General features: G+C 33.0%; 24 protein-coding genes. 4 read left to right on the forward strand and 20 right to left on the reverse strand.

What is annotated here, in order from left to right:
- Window positions 1-10: 10 nt before the first annotated feature.
- From KF816_10060 to KF816_10150, 19 genes are all read right to left on the reverse strand, one after another.
- Window positions 11-658: a hypothetical protein gene (locus KF816_10060; protein ID MBX3008358.1), complete on the reverse strand. Its 648-nt coding sequence runs from the start codon at window positions 656-658 to the stop codon at window positions 11-13.
- A complete protein-coding gene (locus KF816_10065; protein ID MBX3008359.1) occupies window positions 659-1,279 on the reverse strand; it encodes a class I SAM-dependent methyltransferase in 621 nt (206 codons plus the stop codon).
- Window positions 1,276-2,361 carry a hypothetical protein gene (locus tag KF816_10070; protein ID MBX3008360.1) on the reverse strand — a complete coding sequence of 362 codons (1,086 nt, stop codon included), beginning with the start codon at window positions 2,359-2,361 and terminating at the stop codon, window positions 1,276-1,278. The genes KF816_10065 and KF816_10070 overlap by 4 nt, the downstream gene beginning before the upstream one ends.
- Window positions 2,358-3,494, reverse strand: coding sequence for a DegT/DnrJ/EryC1/StrS family aminotransferase (locus KF816_10075; protein ID MBX3008361.1), 1,137 nt, complete (start codon window positions 3,492-3,494; stop codon window positions 2,358-2,360). Before KF816_10075 ends, KF816_10070 begins: the two co-directional genes overlap by 4 nt.
- Before the next feature lie 6 nt (window positions 3,495-3,500).
- Entirely contained in the window at window positions 3,501-4,487 is a 987-nt protein-coding gene (locus KF816_10080) for an NAD-dependent 4,6-dehydratase LegB (GenBank protein MBX3008362.1), read from the reverse strand.
- On the reverse strand, window positions 4,484-5,185 hold the full coding sequence (locus tag KF816_10085) for an NTP transferase domain-containing protein (GenBank protein MBX3008363.1): 702 nt from the start codon (window positions 5,183-5,185) through the stop codon (window positions 4,484-4,486). The genes KF816_10080 and KF816_10085 overlap by 4 nt, the downstream gene beginning before the upstream one ends.
- Window positions 5,182-6,471: an oligosaccharide flippase family protein gene (locus KF816_10090; protein MBX3008364.1), complete on the reverse strand. Its 1,290-nt coding sequence runs from the start codon at window positions 6,469-6,471 to the stop codon at window positions 5,182-5,184. The genes KF816_10085 and KF816_10090 overlap by 4 nt, the downstream gene beginning before the upstream one ends.
- 36 nt (window positions 6,472-6,507) lie before the next feature.
- The gene (locus tag KF816_10095) at window positions 6,508-7,635 is read right to left on the reverse strand and encodes an SDR family oxidoreductase (GenBank protein MBX3008365.1); all 1,128 of its coding nucleotides are present in this window, start codon (window positions 7,633-7,635) and stop codon (window positions 6,508-6,510) included.
- 254 nt (window positions 7,636-7,889) lie between these two features.
- On the reverse strand, window positions 7,890-9,062 hold the full coding sequence (gene gmd, locus KF816_10100; protein MBX3008366.1) for a GDP-mannose 4,6-dehydratase: 1,173 nt from the start codon (window positions 9,060-9,062) through the stop codon (window positions 7,890-7,892).
- A gap of 73 nt (window positions 9,063-9,135) precedes the next feature.
- Window positions 9,136-9,303, reverse strand: a complete 168-nt coding sequence (locus tag KF816_10105; GenBank protein ID MBX3008367.1) for a four helix bundle protein — start codon at window positions 9,301-9,303, stop codon at window positions 9,136-9,138.
- A gap of 27 nt (window positions 9,304-9,330) precedes the next feature.
- Window positions 9,331-9,516 carry a four helix bundle protein gene (locus KF816_10110; GenBank protein MBX3008368.1) on the reverse strand — a complete coding sequence of 62 codons (186 nt, stop codon included), beginning with the start codon at window positions 9,514-9,516 and terminating at the stop codon, window positions 9,331-9,333.
- 34 nt (window positions 9,517-9,550) lie between these two features.
- Window positions 9,551-10,507, reverse strand: a complete 957-nt coding sequence (locus tag KF816_10115) for a GDP-L-fucose synthase (protein ID MBX3008369.1) — start codon at window positions 10,505-10,507, stop codon at window positions 9,551-9,553.
- A 724-nt stretch (window positions 10,508-11,231) separates the two neighbouring features.
- Window positions 11,232-12,146: a Gfo/Idh/MocA family oxidoreductase gene (locus KF816_10120; GenBank protein ID MBX3008370.1), complete on the reverse strand. Its 915-nt coding sequence runs from the start codon at window positions 12,144-12,146 to the stop codon at window positions 11,232-11,234.
- Window positions 12,147-12,376: 230 nt separating this feature from the next.
- A complete protein-coding gene (locus KF816_10125; protein MBX3008371.1) occupies window positions 12,377-12,535 on the reverse strand; it encodes a hypothetical protein in 159 nt (52 codons plus the stop codon).
- A gap of 165 nt (window positions 12,536-12,700) precedes the next feature.
- Window positions 12,701-13,075 (reverse strand): DUF86 domain-containing protein, encoded by a 375-nt coding sequence (locus KF816_10130; GenBank protein ID MBX3008372.1) that lies wholly within the window; start codon window positions 13,073-13,075, stop codon window positions 12,701-12,703.
- Window positions 13,068-13,358: a nucleotidyltransferase domain-containing protein gene (locus tag KF816_10135; protein MBX3008373.1), complete on the reverse strand. Its 291-nt coding sequence runs from the start codon at window positions 13,356-13,358 to the stop codon at window positions 13,068-13,070. Before KF816_10135 ends, KF816_10130 begins: the two co-directional genes overlap by 8 nt.
- 57 nt (window positions 13,359-13,415) lie before the next feature.
- The gene (locus KF816_10140; GenBank protein ID MBX3008374.1) at window positions 13,416-13,586 is read right to left on the reverse strand and encodes a hypothetical protein; all 171 of its coding nucleotides are present in this window, start codon (window positions 13,584-13,586) and stop codon (window positions 13,416-13,418) included.
- A gap of 414 nt (window positions 13,587-14,000) precedes the next feature.
- Window positions 14,001-15,392 (reverse strand): nucleotide sugar dehydrogenase, encoded by a 1,392-nt coding sequence (locus tag KF816_10145; GenBank protein ID MBX3008375.1) that lies wholly within the window; start codon window positions 15,390-15,392, stop codon window positions 14,001-14,003.
- Between the two features lie 461 nt (window positions 15,393-15,853).
- Complete coding sequence (locus KF816_10150) at window positions 15,854-16,267, reverse strand: H-type lectin domain-containing protein (GenBank protein MBX3008376.1); 414 nt, start codon at window positions 16,265-16,267, stop codon at window positions 15,854-15,856.
- A 345-nt stretch (window positions 16,268-16,612) separates the two neighbouring features.
- On the opposite strand from KF816_10150, the gene KF816_10155 reads away from it, so the two are divergent.
- The 4 genes from KF816_10155 to KF816_10170 all read left to right on the forward strand — a co-directional run bounded on the left by KF816_10155 (window position 16,613) and on the right by KF816_10170 (window position 18,733).
- On the forward strand, window positions 16,613-16,843 hold the full coding sequence (locus tag KF816_10155; GenBank protein MBX3008377.1) for a hypothetical protein: 231 nt from the start codon (window positions 16,613-16,615) through the stop codon (window positions 16,841-16,843).
- A 262-nt stretch (window positions 16,844-17,105) separates the two neighbouring features.
- Window positions 17,106-17,315, forward strand: coding sequence for a hypothetical protein (locus tag KF816_10160; protein ID MBX3008378.1), 210 nt, complete (start codon window positions 17,106-17,108; stop codon window positions 17,313-17,315).
- 840 nt (window positions 17,316-18,155) lie between these two features.
- Window positions 18,156-18,362 carry an AbrB/MazE/SpoVT family DNA-binding domain-containing protein gene (locus tag KF816_10165; protein MBX3008379.1) on the forward strand — a complete coding sequence of 69 codons (207 nt, stop codon included), beginning with the start codon at window positions 18,156-18,158 and terminating at the stop codon, window positions 18,360-18,362.
- Entirely contained in the window at window positions 18,359-18,733 is a 375-nt protein-coding gene (locus tag KF816_10170; GenBank protein ID MBX3008380.1) for a type II toxin-antitoxin system VapC family toxin, read from the forward strand. Before KF816_10165 ends, KF816_10170 begins: the two co-directional genes overlap by 4 nt.
- Before the next feature lie 182 nt (window positions 18,734-18,915).
- On the opposite strand, the gene KF816_10175 is transcribed toward KF816_10170, so the two are convergent.
- Entirely contained in the window at window positions 18,916-19,365 is a 450-nt protein-coding gene (locus KF816_10175; protein ID MBX3008381.1) for a hypothetical protein, read from the reverse strand.
- Between the last annotated feature and the right edge of the window lie 136 nt (window positions 19,366-19,501).

Consider the following 19,501-nt stretch of genomic DNA (forward strand, 5'->3'; position numbering starts at 1 on the left):
GAATAGTTTTTTAATCCTCGAGTAATAATTTTGGATTGTATGGTAAACTTCCGTAATCTGCACCCTTGAAAAAATAGCGATTACCATTGTTTTGAATTTCATAATTGCATAGCTTTTGAATCATATCCAAGAAAAATAATCTTGAACAATGATAAAATCGATCCTTAAACGACTCAATGGATTCATCAATCATTTTTGACAATACAAATTGACCAAGAATTGGCCCACCGTCGACCTGATCATCTACCATATGAAAAGTAGCTCCAGTAAAAAGTATATCACTATTAAAACTCGCTTCGATTGCACCAAAGCCTTTAAATAGGGGTAGCAAAGAGAGGTGCATATTGAATACTTTATTGGGCATAAAAGAGAGCAATGTTGGCCCCACAAGTCTATTATAATTGAGAACTAAATAATCAACTTTATTATTTTTCAATTCAGATATTATTTTTTGCTCAAATTCTGTTTTAGTATTAAACGTTTTAAAATTTATCAATCTAGTATTTACATCCTGTTGTTTTGAAAAAAAAGAAAAGGCCTCACATTCTCGATCAGTTAATACTAATGCTAAGTCAAAATTCTTTAGTATATTTTTTCTTTTATAAACGAATTTAACAAAACCACCATTTCCGCTTAATAAAAACGCAATTTTTTTCACTTATTTCCTAACCAAGATTGTGAATTCATATAAATCATAATCATGGACTAATGTTACAAATCTGGAAAATTTTGTTTTACAATAATCGAAAAAAAACAAAGGGTCACCATAAAATAAATGATCTTGAAGAAATTCCATATCTGAATATTTTGTTTTCATATTGAAAGCGAATCCTTTTATGCTATTTTCATTAATTTTCTTTAATTCATTAATAGTGTAATTAAGCCATAATGCTTCATTTAAATCCATCTTAACATTAAAAACACCATTGACAATTGAGTAATCAGCAGGTAGAATTTTATTGGAGTTATGAAAAATAACATTAGTTTTGTGCTTCCACTTTTTTCTAGCAGCTATTATCATTTTTTTGCTTATATCAAAGCCTGAATAATAATAATCATATTTACGCTTATTCAAGTATGAAATCAAAGCTCCATAACCACAACCATAATCGTTTATAGAAAATTTATGATTCTTTATAACTTTTAATAATTGGTTTATCCGAAGATCCTGTGACTCTTTACCATTCCAATTTACACCTTCGGGGACTGCTCCAAATTCTTCAATATAGGAAGTGTAATAAATATCAACCTTTTTTAGAATCAAATCAATTGATTTCATGTCTCAAACCTATATTTATCAATAAAACTATCATATTTATGCACTAAATCAGGATATAGTTTACGCCAGTTGTTACAAATTTCTTCGTACTTTGATTGATCAAATACTCTTTTGCCTAAAAAGAATTTTTCTGTAATATTAGAGTAATTGTTTTTAAATTGTAATAAACGATCTGTACTAGATTCTGATATTCCTCCACCCAATAAACATCTATTTACTCCTATCTCCTTAAGCTTAATAAAAGCTCGATGGAAAAGATATTTATTGATTAAGCTTGATTCAGATACATTAATGTCTCTTGCTCCGTGATGATAAAAACCCATTTTTTCATCATGTAAAAAAATTAAACCTGCAATCATTTTTGAACCTTCCATGATATAGATTAAAAACCCGTCATTTTCTATTAATTTATGTAGTTTTCTAAAATATTCATCATTGAATTTATAATAGTCTGATGCTCCAATAACGCTCATGTGTTTTTTATACAAATCACAAAATTTTATAAAAATATCTAAATTACAGGATGTAATTTCAACCACACTAGAAAAAACACTTGCAGACTTAATATATTCTTGCATTCTCTTTTTATATCCATTCAGAATATCATTTTTTGATCGATTGAGGTCAATATATATATAATCCTTAAGTGGAATAGGTCCCACTTTTTCATACCCAATAAAAAATCTGTGATTTTTTAAATGAGGGTTAAATCTAATCAATTCCGCTATTATATTTGATTCCAAACAATATAATTTGAATTCCTCGTAGGCCATTTTAAAGAAATTTTCATTATTTGTATTTGTAACTGGGCCAGTATATCCAAAAACAGAACTGATGTCATAAACTCGGCTCTTAATAATTCTACCATAATATTTTTCGGGGATCACCTTCTTAAAGTAAGGATAAAAAAAGAGTCTATCATCTTCCTCGACTATGAATGCTTCATAATCATTTGTTTCCTTATTAGAAAAGAGTTGATGATATCTATTAGTAAAATGTAGATCGATTTTTCTATCTAGAGCTCTTCTTAAGTACCCATCCCATTCAATATGATTTTTTGATTGAATAATTTTTCTAATCATAATCCTTTAATAACTTTTATTAGAATATTATTTATGTAATTTACTTTATTTTGAGTTAGACATGAATACATTGGTAAGGTAATCAAGTTATTTGAAACATATTCAGAATGTGGTAAGACAGATGAAAATGCTTTATAGATTGAAAACTTATGAACAGCAGGATAATGAATACTAGTTTGAATTCCCGCTTCTGCCAACTTATTACGAACAAAGTTCCGTTTTTCAGAAGTGGAATTTTTTAATACGACCGGGAAAATATAATTTGAAGAAAAATCAAAATAATCCTTAAATGGAATAATTACATCTTCAAAATCAGATAATTTTTCTATATACCATTTTCTAACTTGGGCTCTTTTTTTTAGGTCATCCTCAAGTTTATCAAGCTGCACAATACCAATTGAAGCTCTTATATCATCCATCCGATAATTATAACCAAGTTCAACAACATCATAACTTGTAGAATGACCTTTAGCTCGTTCATACGATAAAGAAGTCATTCCGTGAGAGCGGAGCAGTTTTGCTCTCTCACATAAATCATCATTATTTGTAACAAGCATACCCCCTTCACCGGTACTTATATTTTTATTAGAGAAAAAACTGAAGCAGCCGATGTCACCAATAGTACCTAGTTTGTTTCCTTTATATTCCGCTAAGGGTCCGTGGCAAGCATCCTCAATGATTTTAAGATTATTTTTTCTTGCAATGTCTTGTATTGAATCCATATCACAAGCAAAACCGCCATAGTGCATCACAATAATCGCTTTAGTTTTTGGTGTTAATTTCTTTTTAATATCAAAGGGGTCAATGGTTAAGTCATCATAACTTTTTATATCTGCAAAAATCGGGATTGCATTTACATACCTGATAGCATTCACAGTAGCCACAAAAGTTAAAGACGGACAAATTACTTCATCACCTGCATCAATACCAGCTAATTGCATTGCAAGATGAAGTGAAACGGTGCAATTTGATAAAGCGACTGCGTTTTTCACCTTAAGCATTGAAGCAAATTTATTCTCAAAATCCGTTGTTTTCGGTCCGGTTGATATCCATTTACTTTTAAGGACTGCAATAACAGATTTTTCTTCTGCCTCGTCAAAATTCAAATCAAAAAGCGGAATTTTAAATTCCATAAAGACCTACATATTATAGATATCAGATTTGTATTTTAGTAAATTAGTTATTTTATCGAACCAATCAATGGTATTTTGCAATCCGGATTCTAAAGAATACTGCTGCTTCCAATTTGTTAATTTCATTAATTTTTCATTAGAACCTAAAAGTCTTTCAACTTCACTATTTTTTGGTCGAACTCTATCTTCATCTATTTTTATTTCACAATTTTTATTCATCAATTTCAAAATTAACTTAGAAAGTTCTCCGATTGAAATTTCAGATTGAGTTGCAATATTAATTTCTTCACCAATGGTTTTATCGCTTTTGTAAATCTCAATAAATCCGGCGACAGTATCTTTTACGAAAAGAAGGTCTCTTGTCGGATTTAAATCACCAAGTTTAATTTCTTCATTTCCATTAAGAACTTGAGTAATAATCGTTGGAATTACAGCTCTGGCAGATTGACGCGGCCCAAATGTATTAAAAGGTCTCACAATTGTTACAGGCAAATTAAAAGAGCGATAGAAAGATTCCGCTATTCTATCTGACCCAATTTTCGTGGCGCTGTAAGGTGACTGCCCTTGAAATGGATGCTCCTCAGTAATTGGTACAAATTTCGCAGTTCCGTAAACTTCAGAAGTTGAAGTAATTAAAATTCTTTCTGTTTTTAACTTTTTTGCAGCCTGTAATACATTCAACGTACCTTTAATATTTGTATCTACATAACTCTCGGGTGAATGATAACTGAATGGTATTCCTATCAATGCAGCAAGATGAAAGACTACCTCAACATCTTTCATAGCTTCATACACACCATTGGAATCACGAATATCACCCGAAAAAATTTCTATATTATCTTTAATGCGTTTATCAAATGTATCAATCCAACCCCACGTATTAAAAGAATTATAGTAAACAAACGCTTTTACATCATACTCTAATTCAAATAATCGTTCAACAAGGTGACTACCGATAAATCCGTCTGCACCAGTTACTAAAACTTTTTTCATTTACTGTTCTCAAAGTGTTCTTTATAAATTTCTTGTGCCTTTTCATAATCGCCAACTTGCCCAATATCAAGCCAATAATCTTTTATTTCAAATTTTGCTATCGGCATTTTATCGTCAAGCATTTGATGGATTAAACTATCCATACCGAAATAAATGTCATCTGGAATTGATTCAAAGATACCCGGTTTTAGAATATAAATACCTGCAAGAATATTATGTATAATGTCCGGTTTTTCTTCAATATCTGTAACAAAATCTCCCTCAAAAAAAACATTACCAAAAGCAAATGGCATGATATATTTTTTAATACCGATGGTTAGTAAGGATTCGTTCTCATTTGCAAAATCGTACATATGCTTAAAATTGAGTAAAGTCAAAATATCACCGTTCATCATTAAGAATGGTTCATTCAACTCTTTTTTTAATAGTGTTAATGGACCAACCGTACCAAGGGGTTTTTCCTCTTTACTTATTTTTAGCTTAACTCCGTAACGAGAACCGTCTCCGAAAAAGTTTTCGATATACTCAGATTTATAATTAGTAGCTAAAAATATTTCATCGAACCCGCTTTGTTTAAGGTGTTCTATTTGTATTTCAAGAACAGATTTTTCTCCGATTGGTAAAAGAGGTTTAGGAATTATTTCTGTAAATGGTCGTAGTCTTGTGCCGAGACCACCAGCGAGTATAACTGCTTTCATAATTTTCCTTTAAATATTATTTGTCTATACCAATTCAAAATCAATATTACTGACATAAAATATAGAATGGAATTGAAGAGTAAAATTTCTTTAAAACTATTAACAAAATGACTCAATAAATAAAAATTTAACGGTATTGAGATATTAATTATTGTTGATATTAAAAAATTAATTTTTTGCTTATTCAAAATTATTGGAATTGTGCTTATTGGACTTATAATAAACTTAGCTAATAACCAAGGTACTAAAATTTGTGCAAATGAACCTGCTGGAGCCCACTGATTACCAAACACAATTGCAAATATTTGCTCACCGAATATTAATAAAGGTGTAAAAATAACTAAACCTATAAAAGATAATCTTATGATAATTTTTTTTGTAAGGCCCCAGAGATCTTTTTTATCATTATAAATCTCCGCCCCCTTTTGATAAAAAACTTGCGAAACAGAAGCACCTATTAACTGCAGGGGTCTTTGTAGAATTCCAAAAGTAAAAGAATACCAACCAAGAACTGTAGGTCCATAAAAATTAGAAATAATGTATTGTGAACCTGTGTCATTGAATATATCAATAAATCCTTGCCAATTTGTGAATAATGGGAAATCTCTATATTTGCTTGCATTTATTTTCATTCTGTGAAGAGAAACACTTTTAAAATTTATTATAGTAATTTTCATTGATTGTAAAACCAAATAAAAAGTTGCAATGAGTTGACCAGTTAAACTACCAATTATCAATCCACCACTTGTGTAACCTCCATAACCAAATCCTAATTTGCTTCCTGCTGTTGCAGCTGTTTGTGTAATATTCCTTGCAGCAATAAGTCTAAATAATTTATTTCTACTAGACCATACTGAAAAACTTCTAAAGAAACCTGTCAGAATAACTGAGATCGGCACAAAATAAAGCCAATTAGAAACCTTTTCATTGGCCATAAGCAAAGTTAATTGATTATTAAAGAGAACCACTACGACCAAAGATAACAGGCTTATTAGCACTGTAAGTATGAGAGATAAAGCGAGTAAATTGATTGCATCACTTTCCTCCTTTGGTAGCATAATAGCAGCATCATACTGGAAAGTTGCGATGTTACCAAAAATCATCCCTGTTGACATAAAAAGCGCAAGGATTCCAAACTCTTCTGGCGTATATAGCCTTGTAAGGATTGGTGAAACAAGAATAGGAATAATTTGAGAAAATGAAAGCCCAGTAAACACAGTGAGGATGTTCCTTCCAAACTCCGATTTTGTTTCATTTTTAATTATACTTAATATTTTTTTTTTCAATTAAAGTGGGCGAGGGAAGATAGATTTTGAAAAGTACTATTTAATAGAACCGGTTGTTCCTAAAATATTATAATACCATTCCGAAGCTAGCTCAAAACCTTTTATAGCATCAAATTTAGGTTCATATTCCAAAATGGTTTTTGCTTTAAGAATACTAGCTTGAGAGTGAGGAATATCACCAATTCTATATTTACCAAATATTGGTTCAATACTTTTTATTTCACAATCAAACTTTCCCAAACTTTGATGTAAATTGTAAAATAGGTCCAATAAATTAGTGTTACTTCCATAAGCAATGTTGAACACTTCTGAGAAAAAGTAGTTTTCATAGTTAAGTGGGCTAGGGTCTTGGGATGATTCTTTTTCTAACTTCTCACTTCTTACTTCTAACTTCTCTCCTTTCAGTAAGTATTTATGCTCGTCAAGCTCTAAATTATAATATTCTCTTTGACCTTTAATTATCTGCTCATTAGGAGTGAATAGTGCTTTTTCATTTGCTTGAACAACATTTTCAACATATGTAAAATCCCGGCTGTAACTTCCATCACCATTTATAACCGGGCGCTCATGGTTTATTAATTGTTTTACCCATAAAGGAATTACAGCAGCGTAAGCGCCATTCGGGTCCTGACGTTTGCCAAACACATTAAAATAACGCAGACCAATACATTGCATGCCGTAAGTTTTTGCAAACACATCGGCGTAAAGTTCATTTACATATTTTGTTATAGCATATGGTGAAAGGGGCTTGCCAATTTCCTCTTCAACTTTTGGTAATTTTTTGCTATCTCCATAGGCGCTCGAGCTGGCAGCGTAAACAAATCGTTTCACCATAGCGTCACGAGCAACAATTAATACATTAAGGAACCCATCAATATTTACGCTGTTTGTATTTATGGGATCTTCAATTGAGCGCGGGACTGATCCTAGAGCAGCTTGATGAGAAACATAATCACATCCTGTAACGGCTTTAACACAGGTTTCCATATCCCTAATATCCCCTTCAATAAATGTGAAATTGGGGTTATCAAAATTATGCTCAATATTTCTTTTATACCCAGTACTAAGATTATCAAGACAAAGTACCTCATGCCCAAGCCCTAAGAAATGGTCGACAAGATTACTGCCAATAAATCCCGCTCCACCCGTTACTAGTATTTTCATGATCCTCTATACATAATACAGATAAGAAATGATTTAACCTTTTGGAATGAAGCGGACAGGCCCGCCCCTCCAGTAACTAATATCTTCATCGTCCTCCTTAAATAGAATCAACGGCTCGAAATGAGGCGGACAAGCCCGCCCCACCCGTTACAAGTATCTTCATGATCATCTATATAAAATAAGTATAAGAAATGGTTTAACCTTTTGGAAAGAGGCGGACAGACCTGCTCCATCAGTGATAAGAATTTTTGCCATTAATTACCTTTTTTTAAAACCATCTGAATATCTGAAGAGACCATAATCTTCACTAACTCTTCAAATTTTGTGTCAGCTTTCCAATTCAACTGTTGTTCAGCTTTAGAAGCATTACCAATTAGGTGGTCAACCTCAGTAAGACGGAAGTAGTTTGGACTGATAGAAATAACTTCAGAATTAAGAATATTTTCAGCGTTAAGCGTTAAGTGGTCAGCTATCTGCCTTCGACGTTCAGTGCCGAGATCTTTTTCTAAAAGCTGGAGGCAGTTCGCTAATAGATTGTTAAGTTTGGCTTTATCTAGGCTTTTCACATTTCCTACTTCATTCACATCTTCACCTTGCCATTCGAGTTCGATGCCCAATTCTCTAAATGTTAATTCACAGAATTCACGAATAGTGTGTGTTTCACCGGTTGCAAGAACAAAATCTTCAGGAGGATCATGCTGTAAAATTCTCCACATACCTTCACAGTATTCGGGTGCATAACCCCAATCTCTTTTACTATCAAGATTACCAAGAACTAATTTATCTTGAAGACCTAAAACTATTTTAGCCGCGGCCATTGTAATTTTTCTTGTTACAAATATTTCGCCACGTCTTGGAGATTCATGATTAAAAAGAATTCCGTTACAAGCAAATAAATTATAAGCTTCACGATAATTTTTTACAATCCAAAAGCCATAAAGTTTTGCAACACCATAAGGTGACCTCGGATAAAAAGGAGTTGTTTCACTTTGCGGTATTTCTTGAGCCTTACCATAAAGTTCTGAGGTTGAAGCCTGATAAAATTTTGTGTGTTTTATCAAACCAGATTCTCGTATTGCATCTAAGAACCTCAATGTACCAAGAGCGTCAACTTGGGCTGTGTAATCGGGTATATCAAAAGATACTTTTACATGACTTTGTGCTGCAAGATTGTAAATTTCGTCAGGAGCGATTTTTTCTAATAATCTATGGATACTGCTTGTATCAACAACATCACCATAATGTAAGAATAGTGACTTATTATAAATCTCCGGGTTGTTGTATAGGTGATCAATTCGTTTGGTATTAAATGAACTTGCTCTTCTCATCATTCCATGGACTTCATAACCCTTTTCAAGTAAAATTTCGGTTAAATAACTTCCATCTTGCCCGGTGATGCCAGTGATCAGTGCTTTCTTTTTGCTCATTAAAATATTTTCCTTATCATGTTTTAGGCGAACAGTGTTCTGCTTTCAGCTTTCAGTTGTCAGCGTTCAGCGGTCAGTGTTCAGTAATCTTCAATGAATTCGTAAAGAAATATAAAATTTTCGATACTTCTTCAGATTGTTCTTCCAACTTATATTTAGTGATGTCATCTAAATACTTTAAATCAGAACATAAGATTATAAAATACTTTAGTTCCTCTAATGATCCTTTGGCAATATTCAAGAATTGTAAAAATTCTTTCCTTGATTTTTATGAATGCCCTTCTACAATATTCGAAGGGATTGAGTAAGCTGCCCTTCTTAACTGAGATGTCAAGCCATATCTTTCTTCTGCAGGAAATTTTGATGTAATTCTATATATCTCCAATGTAAGCTCGTGACTCTTTTGCCAGACCATCAAATCTCTGAAAGTCTTTATTTTAACATTCGTTTTCATTTCACCTTTTCAACTGGACGCTTTACGCAGTCCGCTAATTACTTGCTTCCAAGTTTTTCAGAAACCACTCATACGCCTTTTTAATCCCCTCTTCAAGACTAGTTGAATGTGTCCAACCAAGCTGGTGAAGTCTCGATACATCCATTAATTTTCTGGGAGTACCATCAGGTTTTGAAGTGTCGTAAACTATTTTACCATCGAATCCGATAACTTTTTTAATAATTTCAGCAAGTTCAGCAATGGTTAAATCTTTACCGGTACCGACATTAATATGAGTTAAGCCATTTTCGTAAAGGTCCTTTGCTTCAACTTTGTCCATTAAATAAAAAATCGCGTCAGCTAAATCTTCAACATATAAAAATTCACGTTTCGGTGTTCCGGTTCCCCATACTTCGACAAGCTCAGTATGACGAGTTTTTGCCTCATGAATTTTTCTAATTAAAGCCGGTAAGACATGACTGGTTTCTAAATTATAATTATCAAATGGTCCATACATATTTGTTGGCATAATTGAGAAGAAATTTGAGCCATACTGTTTATAGTAACTTTCACACAATTTGATTCCGGCAATTTTAGCTATAGCATAAGGTTCATTAGTGTATTCCAAATAGTCAGATAGAAGATATTCTTCTTTTAAAGGTTGGGGTGCCATTTTAGGATAAATACATGAACTGCCTAAAAAAAGTAATTTTTCAACACCATATTTATATGCAGAATGAATGATATTAGCTTCAATCATCAGATTATCGTAAAGGAACTCAGCCCTATAAGTATTATTAGCTAAGATGCCACCAACTTTAGCTGCGGCAACAATAACCTGCTCTGGTCTCTCTTTTTCAAAAAAAGATTCTACCTCTGATTGACGGGTCAGATTTAAACCTGGGAAATCAGCAGTAATTATATTTTGATATCCTTCGGCTTGATATTTCCTATGGATGGCAGAACCAACCATACCAGTATGTCCAGCAATATATATTCTTGAATTTTTCATTTATCAAACCACTTTATTAATGTAGCTGAACCAACTCTGCCAAAAAAGGTGGCATACAGGCCCGCCAAAAAACCGGCGGACAGGCCCGCCCCTCCAGTAACTAATATATTCATCGTCCTCCTTAAATAGAATCAAAGGGTCGAAATGAGGCGGACAAGCCCGCCCCACCAGTGTTAAGTATTTTACTCATAGATTTGAATTAAAAATGATAAATGGGAAATTATAAATGATAAATTATAATGGATAAATTGTTTTTCAAAGTGATTGATTTATTAAATATTTTTTTAACTACTTTAGGCTCCATATAATCCAAAAAGCAAATTCTCAACTCCAGCATTCATTTTTATAATTTACAATTTCTAATTTATAATTAATTACCAAGTAGGATAGTAAAGTCGTGATTCATCATCATTTATTGTCATTTCGAATTTCTGATAGCAGTGAGGTCATTTATTGTCATTTCGAATTCTTCATAGCAGTGAGGTCATTTATTGTCATTTCGAATTCTTCATAGCAGTGAGGTCATTAATGGTTATTGGTAGTTATTTATGGTTATTCATAGTCATTAAGGACAATTACAACCAATGACGCGAAGCTAATGGCAACCAATTACACGAAGTAAATGACCAGGTGGGATAGGAAAGTCGTGATTCATCATCATTTATCGTCATTGTAACTTCTGATAGCAATGTAGTCATTCATAGTCATTGGTAGTAATTCATGGTCAATGGGTGTTTTTTCCTCTGAGCCTATGAGCTAATTCTATTGAAGGTCTCACATCTTCAATTCCAAATCCAGTACCATTGAGAACATTTAAATAAACTTTTGTATGAAGATCAGTAAATCCTTCAGAAAACTCAAACTCCTCACCGTCAATCAGAATCGATCTAAAAGTTCTTTTACCCTCTGTTTTTTCTTTAACCGGGATATCATTTATATCAATAGACAAGAACCATTCAACATCGGCGTTTTCCAACTCAAGAGTGCCTTTCATTTTTCTATTTTCTGAGATTTCAAGGGAGTGGGATTTAACCTTACCAAATAGAAATATTAGCATATCAAAAAAGTGGATACCGATGTTAGTCCCGATACCACCAGATTTTGCAATGTCCCCTTTCCAGGAGAAGTCATACCACAATCCCCGGGAGGTTATGTAGGTGAGTTTTACCTTGTGTTTGGTATTGTTTGGCTTTGGTTGAAGATCCAATTTATTTTTTAGGGCAATCACCGAATCATGCAATCTTAGCTGAAGAATATTGTAAACTCTTTTCCCGGTTTCTTCTTCCATTTCTTGCAGCGCATCAAGATTCCAAGGATTTAAGACAAGTGGTTTTTCACAAATAGCGTCAGCTCCTATTCTTAGAGCAAGACGAATATGTGAATCATGCAGAAAATTTGGGGTACATATAGATACATAATTAACTCTCTCATTTTCCGCCTTTTTATGCAGCATATAAAGATATCGCTCGAACCGTTCAAACTCAGTAAAAAAGCTGGTACTTGGGAAGTAACGATCGAGTATTCCAACAGAATCATTTTTGTCGAGTGCCGCGACTAAATTGTTGCCGGTATCTTTGATTGCCTGCAGATGCCGGGGAGCTATGTAACCGGCAACACCGGTGATGGCGAAGTTTTTCATGAGAGATCAGGTTGTGATTAATGAGAAATTATAAATTATAAAGGATAAAGGAGAAATTATATATTAATGTTAATTATTACGTTTTATTGATTTAGAGTTGATTGAGCCTAAAATATTTTTTAGTTCAATGGATTCTTTAAGTAAAAAATCAAGTTCAGTATCCGATTCTTTGACTTCTTCCTCTGATCCTAATTTACTAACTTTAAACTGGATCTTCTATTGGGGGCTGGTCAATCCAATCTTTCGAGCATTCGAGTAACTACCAAATTAGGTTCATACTCATCAATGAGATCTAACTGTTTGTTTATAATCTTATCCAGTGGCAACAGTTTAACGTTGTAATCCCAGAATATTTTACTAAGAGTATTATATTTTTCTTCGAGTGCCATGTATTAGTTTTTCGGAGCTAGGTTATTAATTGTTTAAATGGATTAAGAATCAGCCACGGCAGACAAGAGTAGGCTTATGAATCCACCACACCCACCATAAAATAGGCGGGTAAATAGTATCAGTCAAGAAATGGTTCTTGACTGCCACCGGAATTAACATTGTATCTATTTTTCAAAATCAACAATTATCTTTTTCAAAATCTTATTCAGTTTAGGAATTTCATCTCTGCATACTTGGAAGACAATTTCGGTATTCAAATCAAAATAATGATGTGATATTATATCTCTCATCCCCATGGCTTTTTTCCATTCAAAGTCGGGATAGTTTTTTAAAAACGTTTTTCCGGCAACTTTCTCTAAGTTCTTTATGCTTTCTCCTAGAGCAATCAATTGCATGCAAAGAGAGTCTAATCTTTCAAGACTTCTATCATTCACTAAAAAATCATTAGGTTTTTTGATCGGCTTAATTCTCTTTTGGATAATTTCAGTAGAATTTATTATTTGGTTCATTATCTCAAATAGTAAATTACTTTTATGCATAAATCCCATTTTGCTTTATTTCATTTAAAAGTACTTTATTCATATTCTGTCTAAGAGCCACTATATCAATTTTCCTTTGGAATAATTTTTCCAAATCATTCTTTATTCCAATTAAAGTAAACATTTCAGCCGGTTTCAATTTAACAAAAACGTCAATATCGCTCTGATTTGTGTAGTTGTTTTTCGCAAATGAACCAAACAAACCTATCTGCTTAATTTTTTTATGATATTCAGATTCTTTTTTATAAGAACTTAATTTTTTTATAATTTCTTTTTGATTCATAGTATTATCGCTCTTTAATGCTTAATAAATAAAATGTAATTGCTAACTTTTAGAATGCTACTTCCAGTCATCACGCAACTTTTTCTGCATCTTGAGAGGATCAACTTTCAGATTAATAGTCCCGCAATATTTTTTTAAGTCAATAGTCTTTTTCTTTTTACTACTTTTTTGAGAGAGTAATGAAAGTATTTCTTTTCTATGCATTCCCTTTTTAATAATTGTTACCATTTTGTTTCTCTATTTAATAATCAATATAATAAAAATATTAGGTCAGTTGCTATTTGGAGTAATTGTTTATTAACAGTTATAATGCTGAATAGGTAGAAGATCGAATTTAGAATTTAGAATCATCCTATTGACTGGCGGATATTATAGAATAAAGTTTTTAGCTATCAGCTAATTCATAATTCTAAATTCATAATCGTTAATTCTTAATTCATTATTTATAATTATACTACTCAATCACTCTTCCTCTCAATGTTTAGGCTTTGAGAATATTGCCTGCACTAATTCCTCGTTTTCAAAAGCGATTGGAGTGAGGGGTGAGGAATGAGTACTGAGTATTGAGTATAGAGTATTGAGTTTAGCATTTAGCTCTTAGCATATTCTTACTTCTTACCTCTTACTTCTTACTTCTAAATTCTACGCCTTATAAACATTCTCTCCCGTAAGAGCGTTTCGAGTATCCAGAATCAATTTTGAATTTTGAATTATTAGTTTAGAGTTCTCTTTATAAAAATCGTGGTCGGTACTTAATAGTACAACATCATATCTGCTGAGATTTTCGGCTGTAAGTTCTATACTTATCATATCAAATTTATATTTACGCGACGGTGGTAATTTAGGAACGAATGGATCATTATAATCAACTTCTGCCCCTTTTGCTCTTAGAATCTCAATAAGCTTTAATGTCGGGGATTCTCTCATATCATCAATATTCTTTTTGTAGGCCGCCCCAAGAATCAATACCTTCGAACCGCTCAAAGATTTTTTCAGCTTCTCATTTAAGTAATCTCTCGTTCTCTCAACAACATAGTAGGGTTGAAATGTGTTAATCTCACCTGCCAGTTCAATGAACTTAGTTGAAATATCATACTCACGTGCTTTCCATGTAAGGTAAAACGGATCAATCGGAATACAATGCCCGCCTAATCCTGGACCCGGATAAAATGGATGATAACCAAATGGTTTTGTCTTTGCCGCCTCAATAACTTCCCAAACATCAATCTCCATTCTATCAAAAACCATCTTTAGTTCATTAACGAGGGCAATATTAACCGATCGGTAGATATTCTCAAGCAGTTTTGTTGCTTCTGCAGCTCTGGGAGAAGATACGGGGACAGTTTTAACAATAACCAGATCGTATAATTTGCATGCAACTTCAAGACACGGTGGAGTTACACCGCCCACCACCTTAGGTATAGTGGCTGTTTCAAAATCGGGATTGTTGGGATCTTCACGCTCGGGAGAGAACGCGAGAAAAAAATCATGGCCGACTTTTAAGTTTACATGTAAAGATTCCTCCCGCAACGGCGGGCAAGCACCCCCGCCAGGACGTGGGTTCGGAATGACAAGAGAATCATCCTGTTTATTTTCAAATAATGGGAGTAAGATTTCTTCGGTGGTGCCCGGATAGGTTGAACTTTCAAGCACTACCAACTGCCCTTTTCTTAAATATTGCGCTACTGTTATAGCTGAGTTCTCAACATAACTAATATCCGGTTCCCGGTGCTCATCGAGCGGAGTAGGAACGCAAATTAAAATAGCATCGCAAGAGGCTAGAAGTGAGAAGTCAGAGGTAGCCTCAAATAATTTTGAATCTACCGCCTTTTTAATTCTTTCAGAGGGAATGTGCTTTATATATGAAGCACCATTATTTAGTATTGGTATTTTCTTCTCATCGATATCAAAACCTATAACCTTAATTCCCTTTTCAACGAATGTCAGTCCTAATGGGAGTCCAACGTAACCAAGACCGATGATGCCAATAATTACTGATTTGTCTTCAATTTTTTTAACTAAAGTTTCTTTCATTAGAGGCCTATGTATTAATTAGAGATAATTTTGATAATAAGGATGAGTAAGGCATTTGTAGTCAGTAGTCATTTGTGGTTAATGGGTCATTAGTAGTCATTGGGTCATTTATCGTCATTTCGAATTTTTGATAGCAGTGAGGTCATTATTGGTATTTGAGAGCAGATCAGTTATTTATTGTCATTTATAGTCATTAATGGTCATTGTTGGTATGTGATAGCTGTTTAGTCATTGGTAGTTATTATCGGTATTTGATAACAATTTAGTTATTTATAGTCATTCATTGTTATTACACTAAATTACGACTAATAACGCGAAGCTAATGACAATTAAATGACGCGAAGCAAATGACGGAATGGGAAAGGAAAATCGTCATTTATAGTCATTGGTAGTGATTCATAGTCATTCAAGACACTCACAACCTAATGATGCGAAGCTAATGACAACCAATAACTACTCTTTTATTTAAACGCTATCCAGCTGCCCCCGGCAGCGTTGATTTTGGTATTGCCCCACACGACAATTTTCAGAACAAAACCATCTCTTGAAACTCCCGTGGCTTCTGTAGCGATTTTTAATCCTCTGGTTTCAAATTCTTGAGTGCCTTTAAGATTTGTATCGACCTCAAACTTTTCTCCTTGAAGATCAATCAAGCTGAGTGAGACGAGTACAACCGGTTTTTCATTAAAGGGCTTTTCAAAATTAATTTCCACTATAGCTTCCCTCTTACCTTCATTAGCGTGAAGTGTAAAATTGGGAGTGGATTTATCGACGAAGAATGTCCCGCCTTGAGTTTGGGCTTGGATATTGTTCGCGTGAATTATCATAATAAAAACAAATAGAGATATAGAATTAATTAAGTTTATTTTTTTCATTGTAAACGCCTATTTATGGATGGCTTATAATTACTATCAATAATTTATGAGTAATATCAAAATTGCAAACACAGCTCCGCCGAGTAAGTCACATTACTTTAGAATAAAAATAAGATTTTTTCGGTAAGATTTCGATGCCCTCGAAATGCAAATTACAAATATGAATTTATAAAAAAATTGTTTAACTGTAAATTAAAATTTTGTAAATAGTTTTAATTTTTACAAAAATATTTTTAGTAGAAGACTAGTTGTATAATTATACAAAAATAATTTTCGTTAACTAAAAATGATTTGAACAATAGTATTTTTACTATTATATTGAAATGGGATCAAAGTGGGGGTCATTTGAATAGAAAAGCTGTTCACACCGATAGCACTAACAGATTAATCAAAGGAATAAGAATCGGTAATTCTTCTGTTAAGATATTTCAGAATAGTTCAGAGAAATATCTGGTAGTAATAAAGAAGTATAAATTGGGGATACATTATTCAACAGAAGAATTTATTGTAGAAGATTATTTCATAGCCGAAGATTATATCAATAGATTGAAGTTTGAAAATAGCATCTATTATTGATACGGATTAGTAAATTCTTTCTAAATAGTTTAAGATTTATGGTCTAATAATATATTTTCAAATAGCTAGATTTAACCAGTTTAACCTTTTTTATATGGTCGATGATTGAAGTATGGTTTCAGGTAACCTTAACATATATGAAAAGAATAAAAAAGTGATAGATATTTAGTCTTATAAACATTTAGTATGATGTTTTTTAATTTATTTTTTTTAAGTTCGCAACAGTATTCATTTAGCAGTATTTTTTTAATGGGGCAATAAATTGAAAGAGAGGGCTACTTTTGATGAATCGACCGATTTCATCAAAGGGATTAGGGTGGGAAGTAATTCCGCAAAAATTTACAAATACGAAGAAGGGAAATTTTTAGTTGTATTAAAAAAGTATTTCTTCGGGGTATGTTATTATCGGAATGAAATAATTGTGGAAGATTTTTTTACAGCAGAAGACTATATCAGAAATTTGAAAAAATAGTTCTTCAACTAAAGTTATTCACAATTAATCAGCGTCATCCGATAATATTTAGGGGTGGAGTGTGCTTCGAGAGGAATTAAGAATGTAGAATCCGCCTCAATACCGGCGGACAAGTCTGCCTCAATACCGGCGGACAAGTTTAGAATATTGAATGTAGAATATGGGTTCGTAAAGAAGAGGGTGTGCAGCTAAGAAGAATAACATTATAACTTCTACCTTGTCATTTCGGAGGAGTGCCTTTCCTTAAATTCAAGACGACTGAGAAATCTTTTCAGTTGATCACTTTAAAAATCAAAAAGATGTTAGTCATGTCGAGTTGGAGTGATATTAGTTATTGTTATCGAGACATGCGAAATGATCCTCATCCCTCGATAAACTCGGGATGACGAATTGATACCGCTACAAAACAAGCGGACAGGTCCGCCATAGAGCGGGTGGATAGACTTGACCACCCAAAAAAAGTTTTTGTCATTTCGAAGAAGTTCAATTCCCTTTCATTCAAAACAACTGAGAAATCATTAACATTCTTGCAGCATCAAGATTTCTCGTCAGCCAATAATACCCAAGTGCAGTGCGGACTCGAAATGACAGTATGATTCGGTCATGAAATGGTTCCCGCCACACCCGCCAATCAACAGGGCGGGTAAACCTCGCCAAACAACAGGGCGGGTAAACCTCGCCAAACAACAGGGCGGGTAAAGAAACGGCGGGCATGCTTGACCGCTGATGAACGCCCCGCTATAATGTAAACAGCTCTATAGGCATATTGGTAATATCGACATTATTTGACATACGTTATTTTTATCGATATTTTATTTGTAGAAGATTATCGGAGAATATATGACAACTGTCAAAATATCACCCAAGTATCAAGTTGTAATACCAAAAGAAATTCGTAATAAATTAAAACTAAAACCTGGTCAAAGGATGCAGATTTTTCAATTTGGGGAGAGAATTGAATTTATCCCTCTCAAAAATATTAAGGAATCACGTGGTTTTCTGAAAGGGATGGACACCAATCTCTCCAGAGAGGAGGATAGACTATGAATTTGGTTGATTCATCCGGTTGGTTAGAATATTTAACCGATGGTAAAAACGCTAAATTTTTTGCCCCTGCAATTGAAAATACTGACGAACTGATTGTATCTGTCATTAATATCTACGAAGTATATAAAAAGGTACTTGCAGAAAAAGATGAAAACATTGCAATACAAGTCGTAGGTTTAATGCAACAAGCTAAAGTTATTGATGTAACTCCTTTGATAGCTATTCAAGCAGCAAAATTCAGTCATGAATTGAAAATACCAATGGCTGATAGTATTATTTACACGACAGCGGTAATGAATGATTCTGTTGTTTGGACGCAAGATATTGATTTTAAGAATTTGCATGGAGTGAAGTATAATAAAAAGAATTAGTTACTTGTTATTAATCAACTATGGCATAACTAGGTACTGAGTTTTAAAGAAAAGTTTATTATAAAAATGTTAAAAAACTAAATGCATGTTTTAAGAAGTTAAATGAGGCTCTAAAAGTTTTTAGTAAGCTTCTTTTCTCAAATCAACTGAGAGAAGATAAATGGTTTTTTCAAGTGCATCAATTACATAGAAACTCTATATTTTCCAATTCTATAACGCCAAGTTTCTGATTTGTAGTCCATTAATTTTTTGATATTGTTGTCGTAGTGTGGCTCTTCTTTTAATTGAGGGTAAATATGTTGAAGTAATTTCCTTTCAATGAAGATTTGATCCCTCTTTGTGATTTTTGTTATCTTCTTAAGAAATTCATCAGTTTCAAAGATTTGATAATTATTCAAAAATCGTCCCTTTTTTGACTTCATATCAACCAAACCACGCTTCAGACTTTTATTCAGTTCTGAATTGCTGCGAATTTCTTCCATCTCAAATTCATCAACGAATACATTATGCTCTATGAATCTATTGACAGCAGTTTCAATAAAATTAGAAATAGGTCTATTATCTCTATCTGCTAATTTCCTAAATACCTTATAATTTTCTTCGTTTAATCGAAGAGTAATTGTTTTGGACATAAATACCCTCGGTGAATATTTTTTATTTTATTACATTCTCATGTATTCACCTCAGTCGAAATATTCAAGAACATTTTTATGACAAAAAACCAATTATGTTATCCCTAAAAAGTGCAATGGAATAATCTTACCCATT

The sequence above is a fragment of the Melioribacteraceae bacterium genome, assembly GCA_019638015.1.
Classification (GTDB): domain Bacteria; phylum Bacteroidota; class Ignavibacteria; order Ignavibacteriales; family Melioribacteraceae; genus JAHBUP01.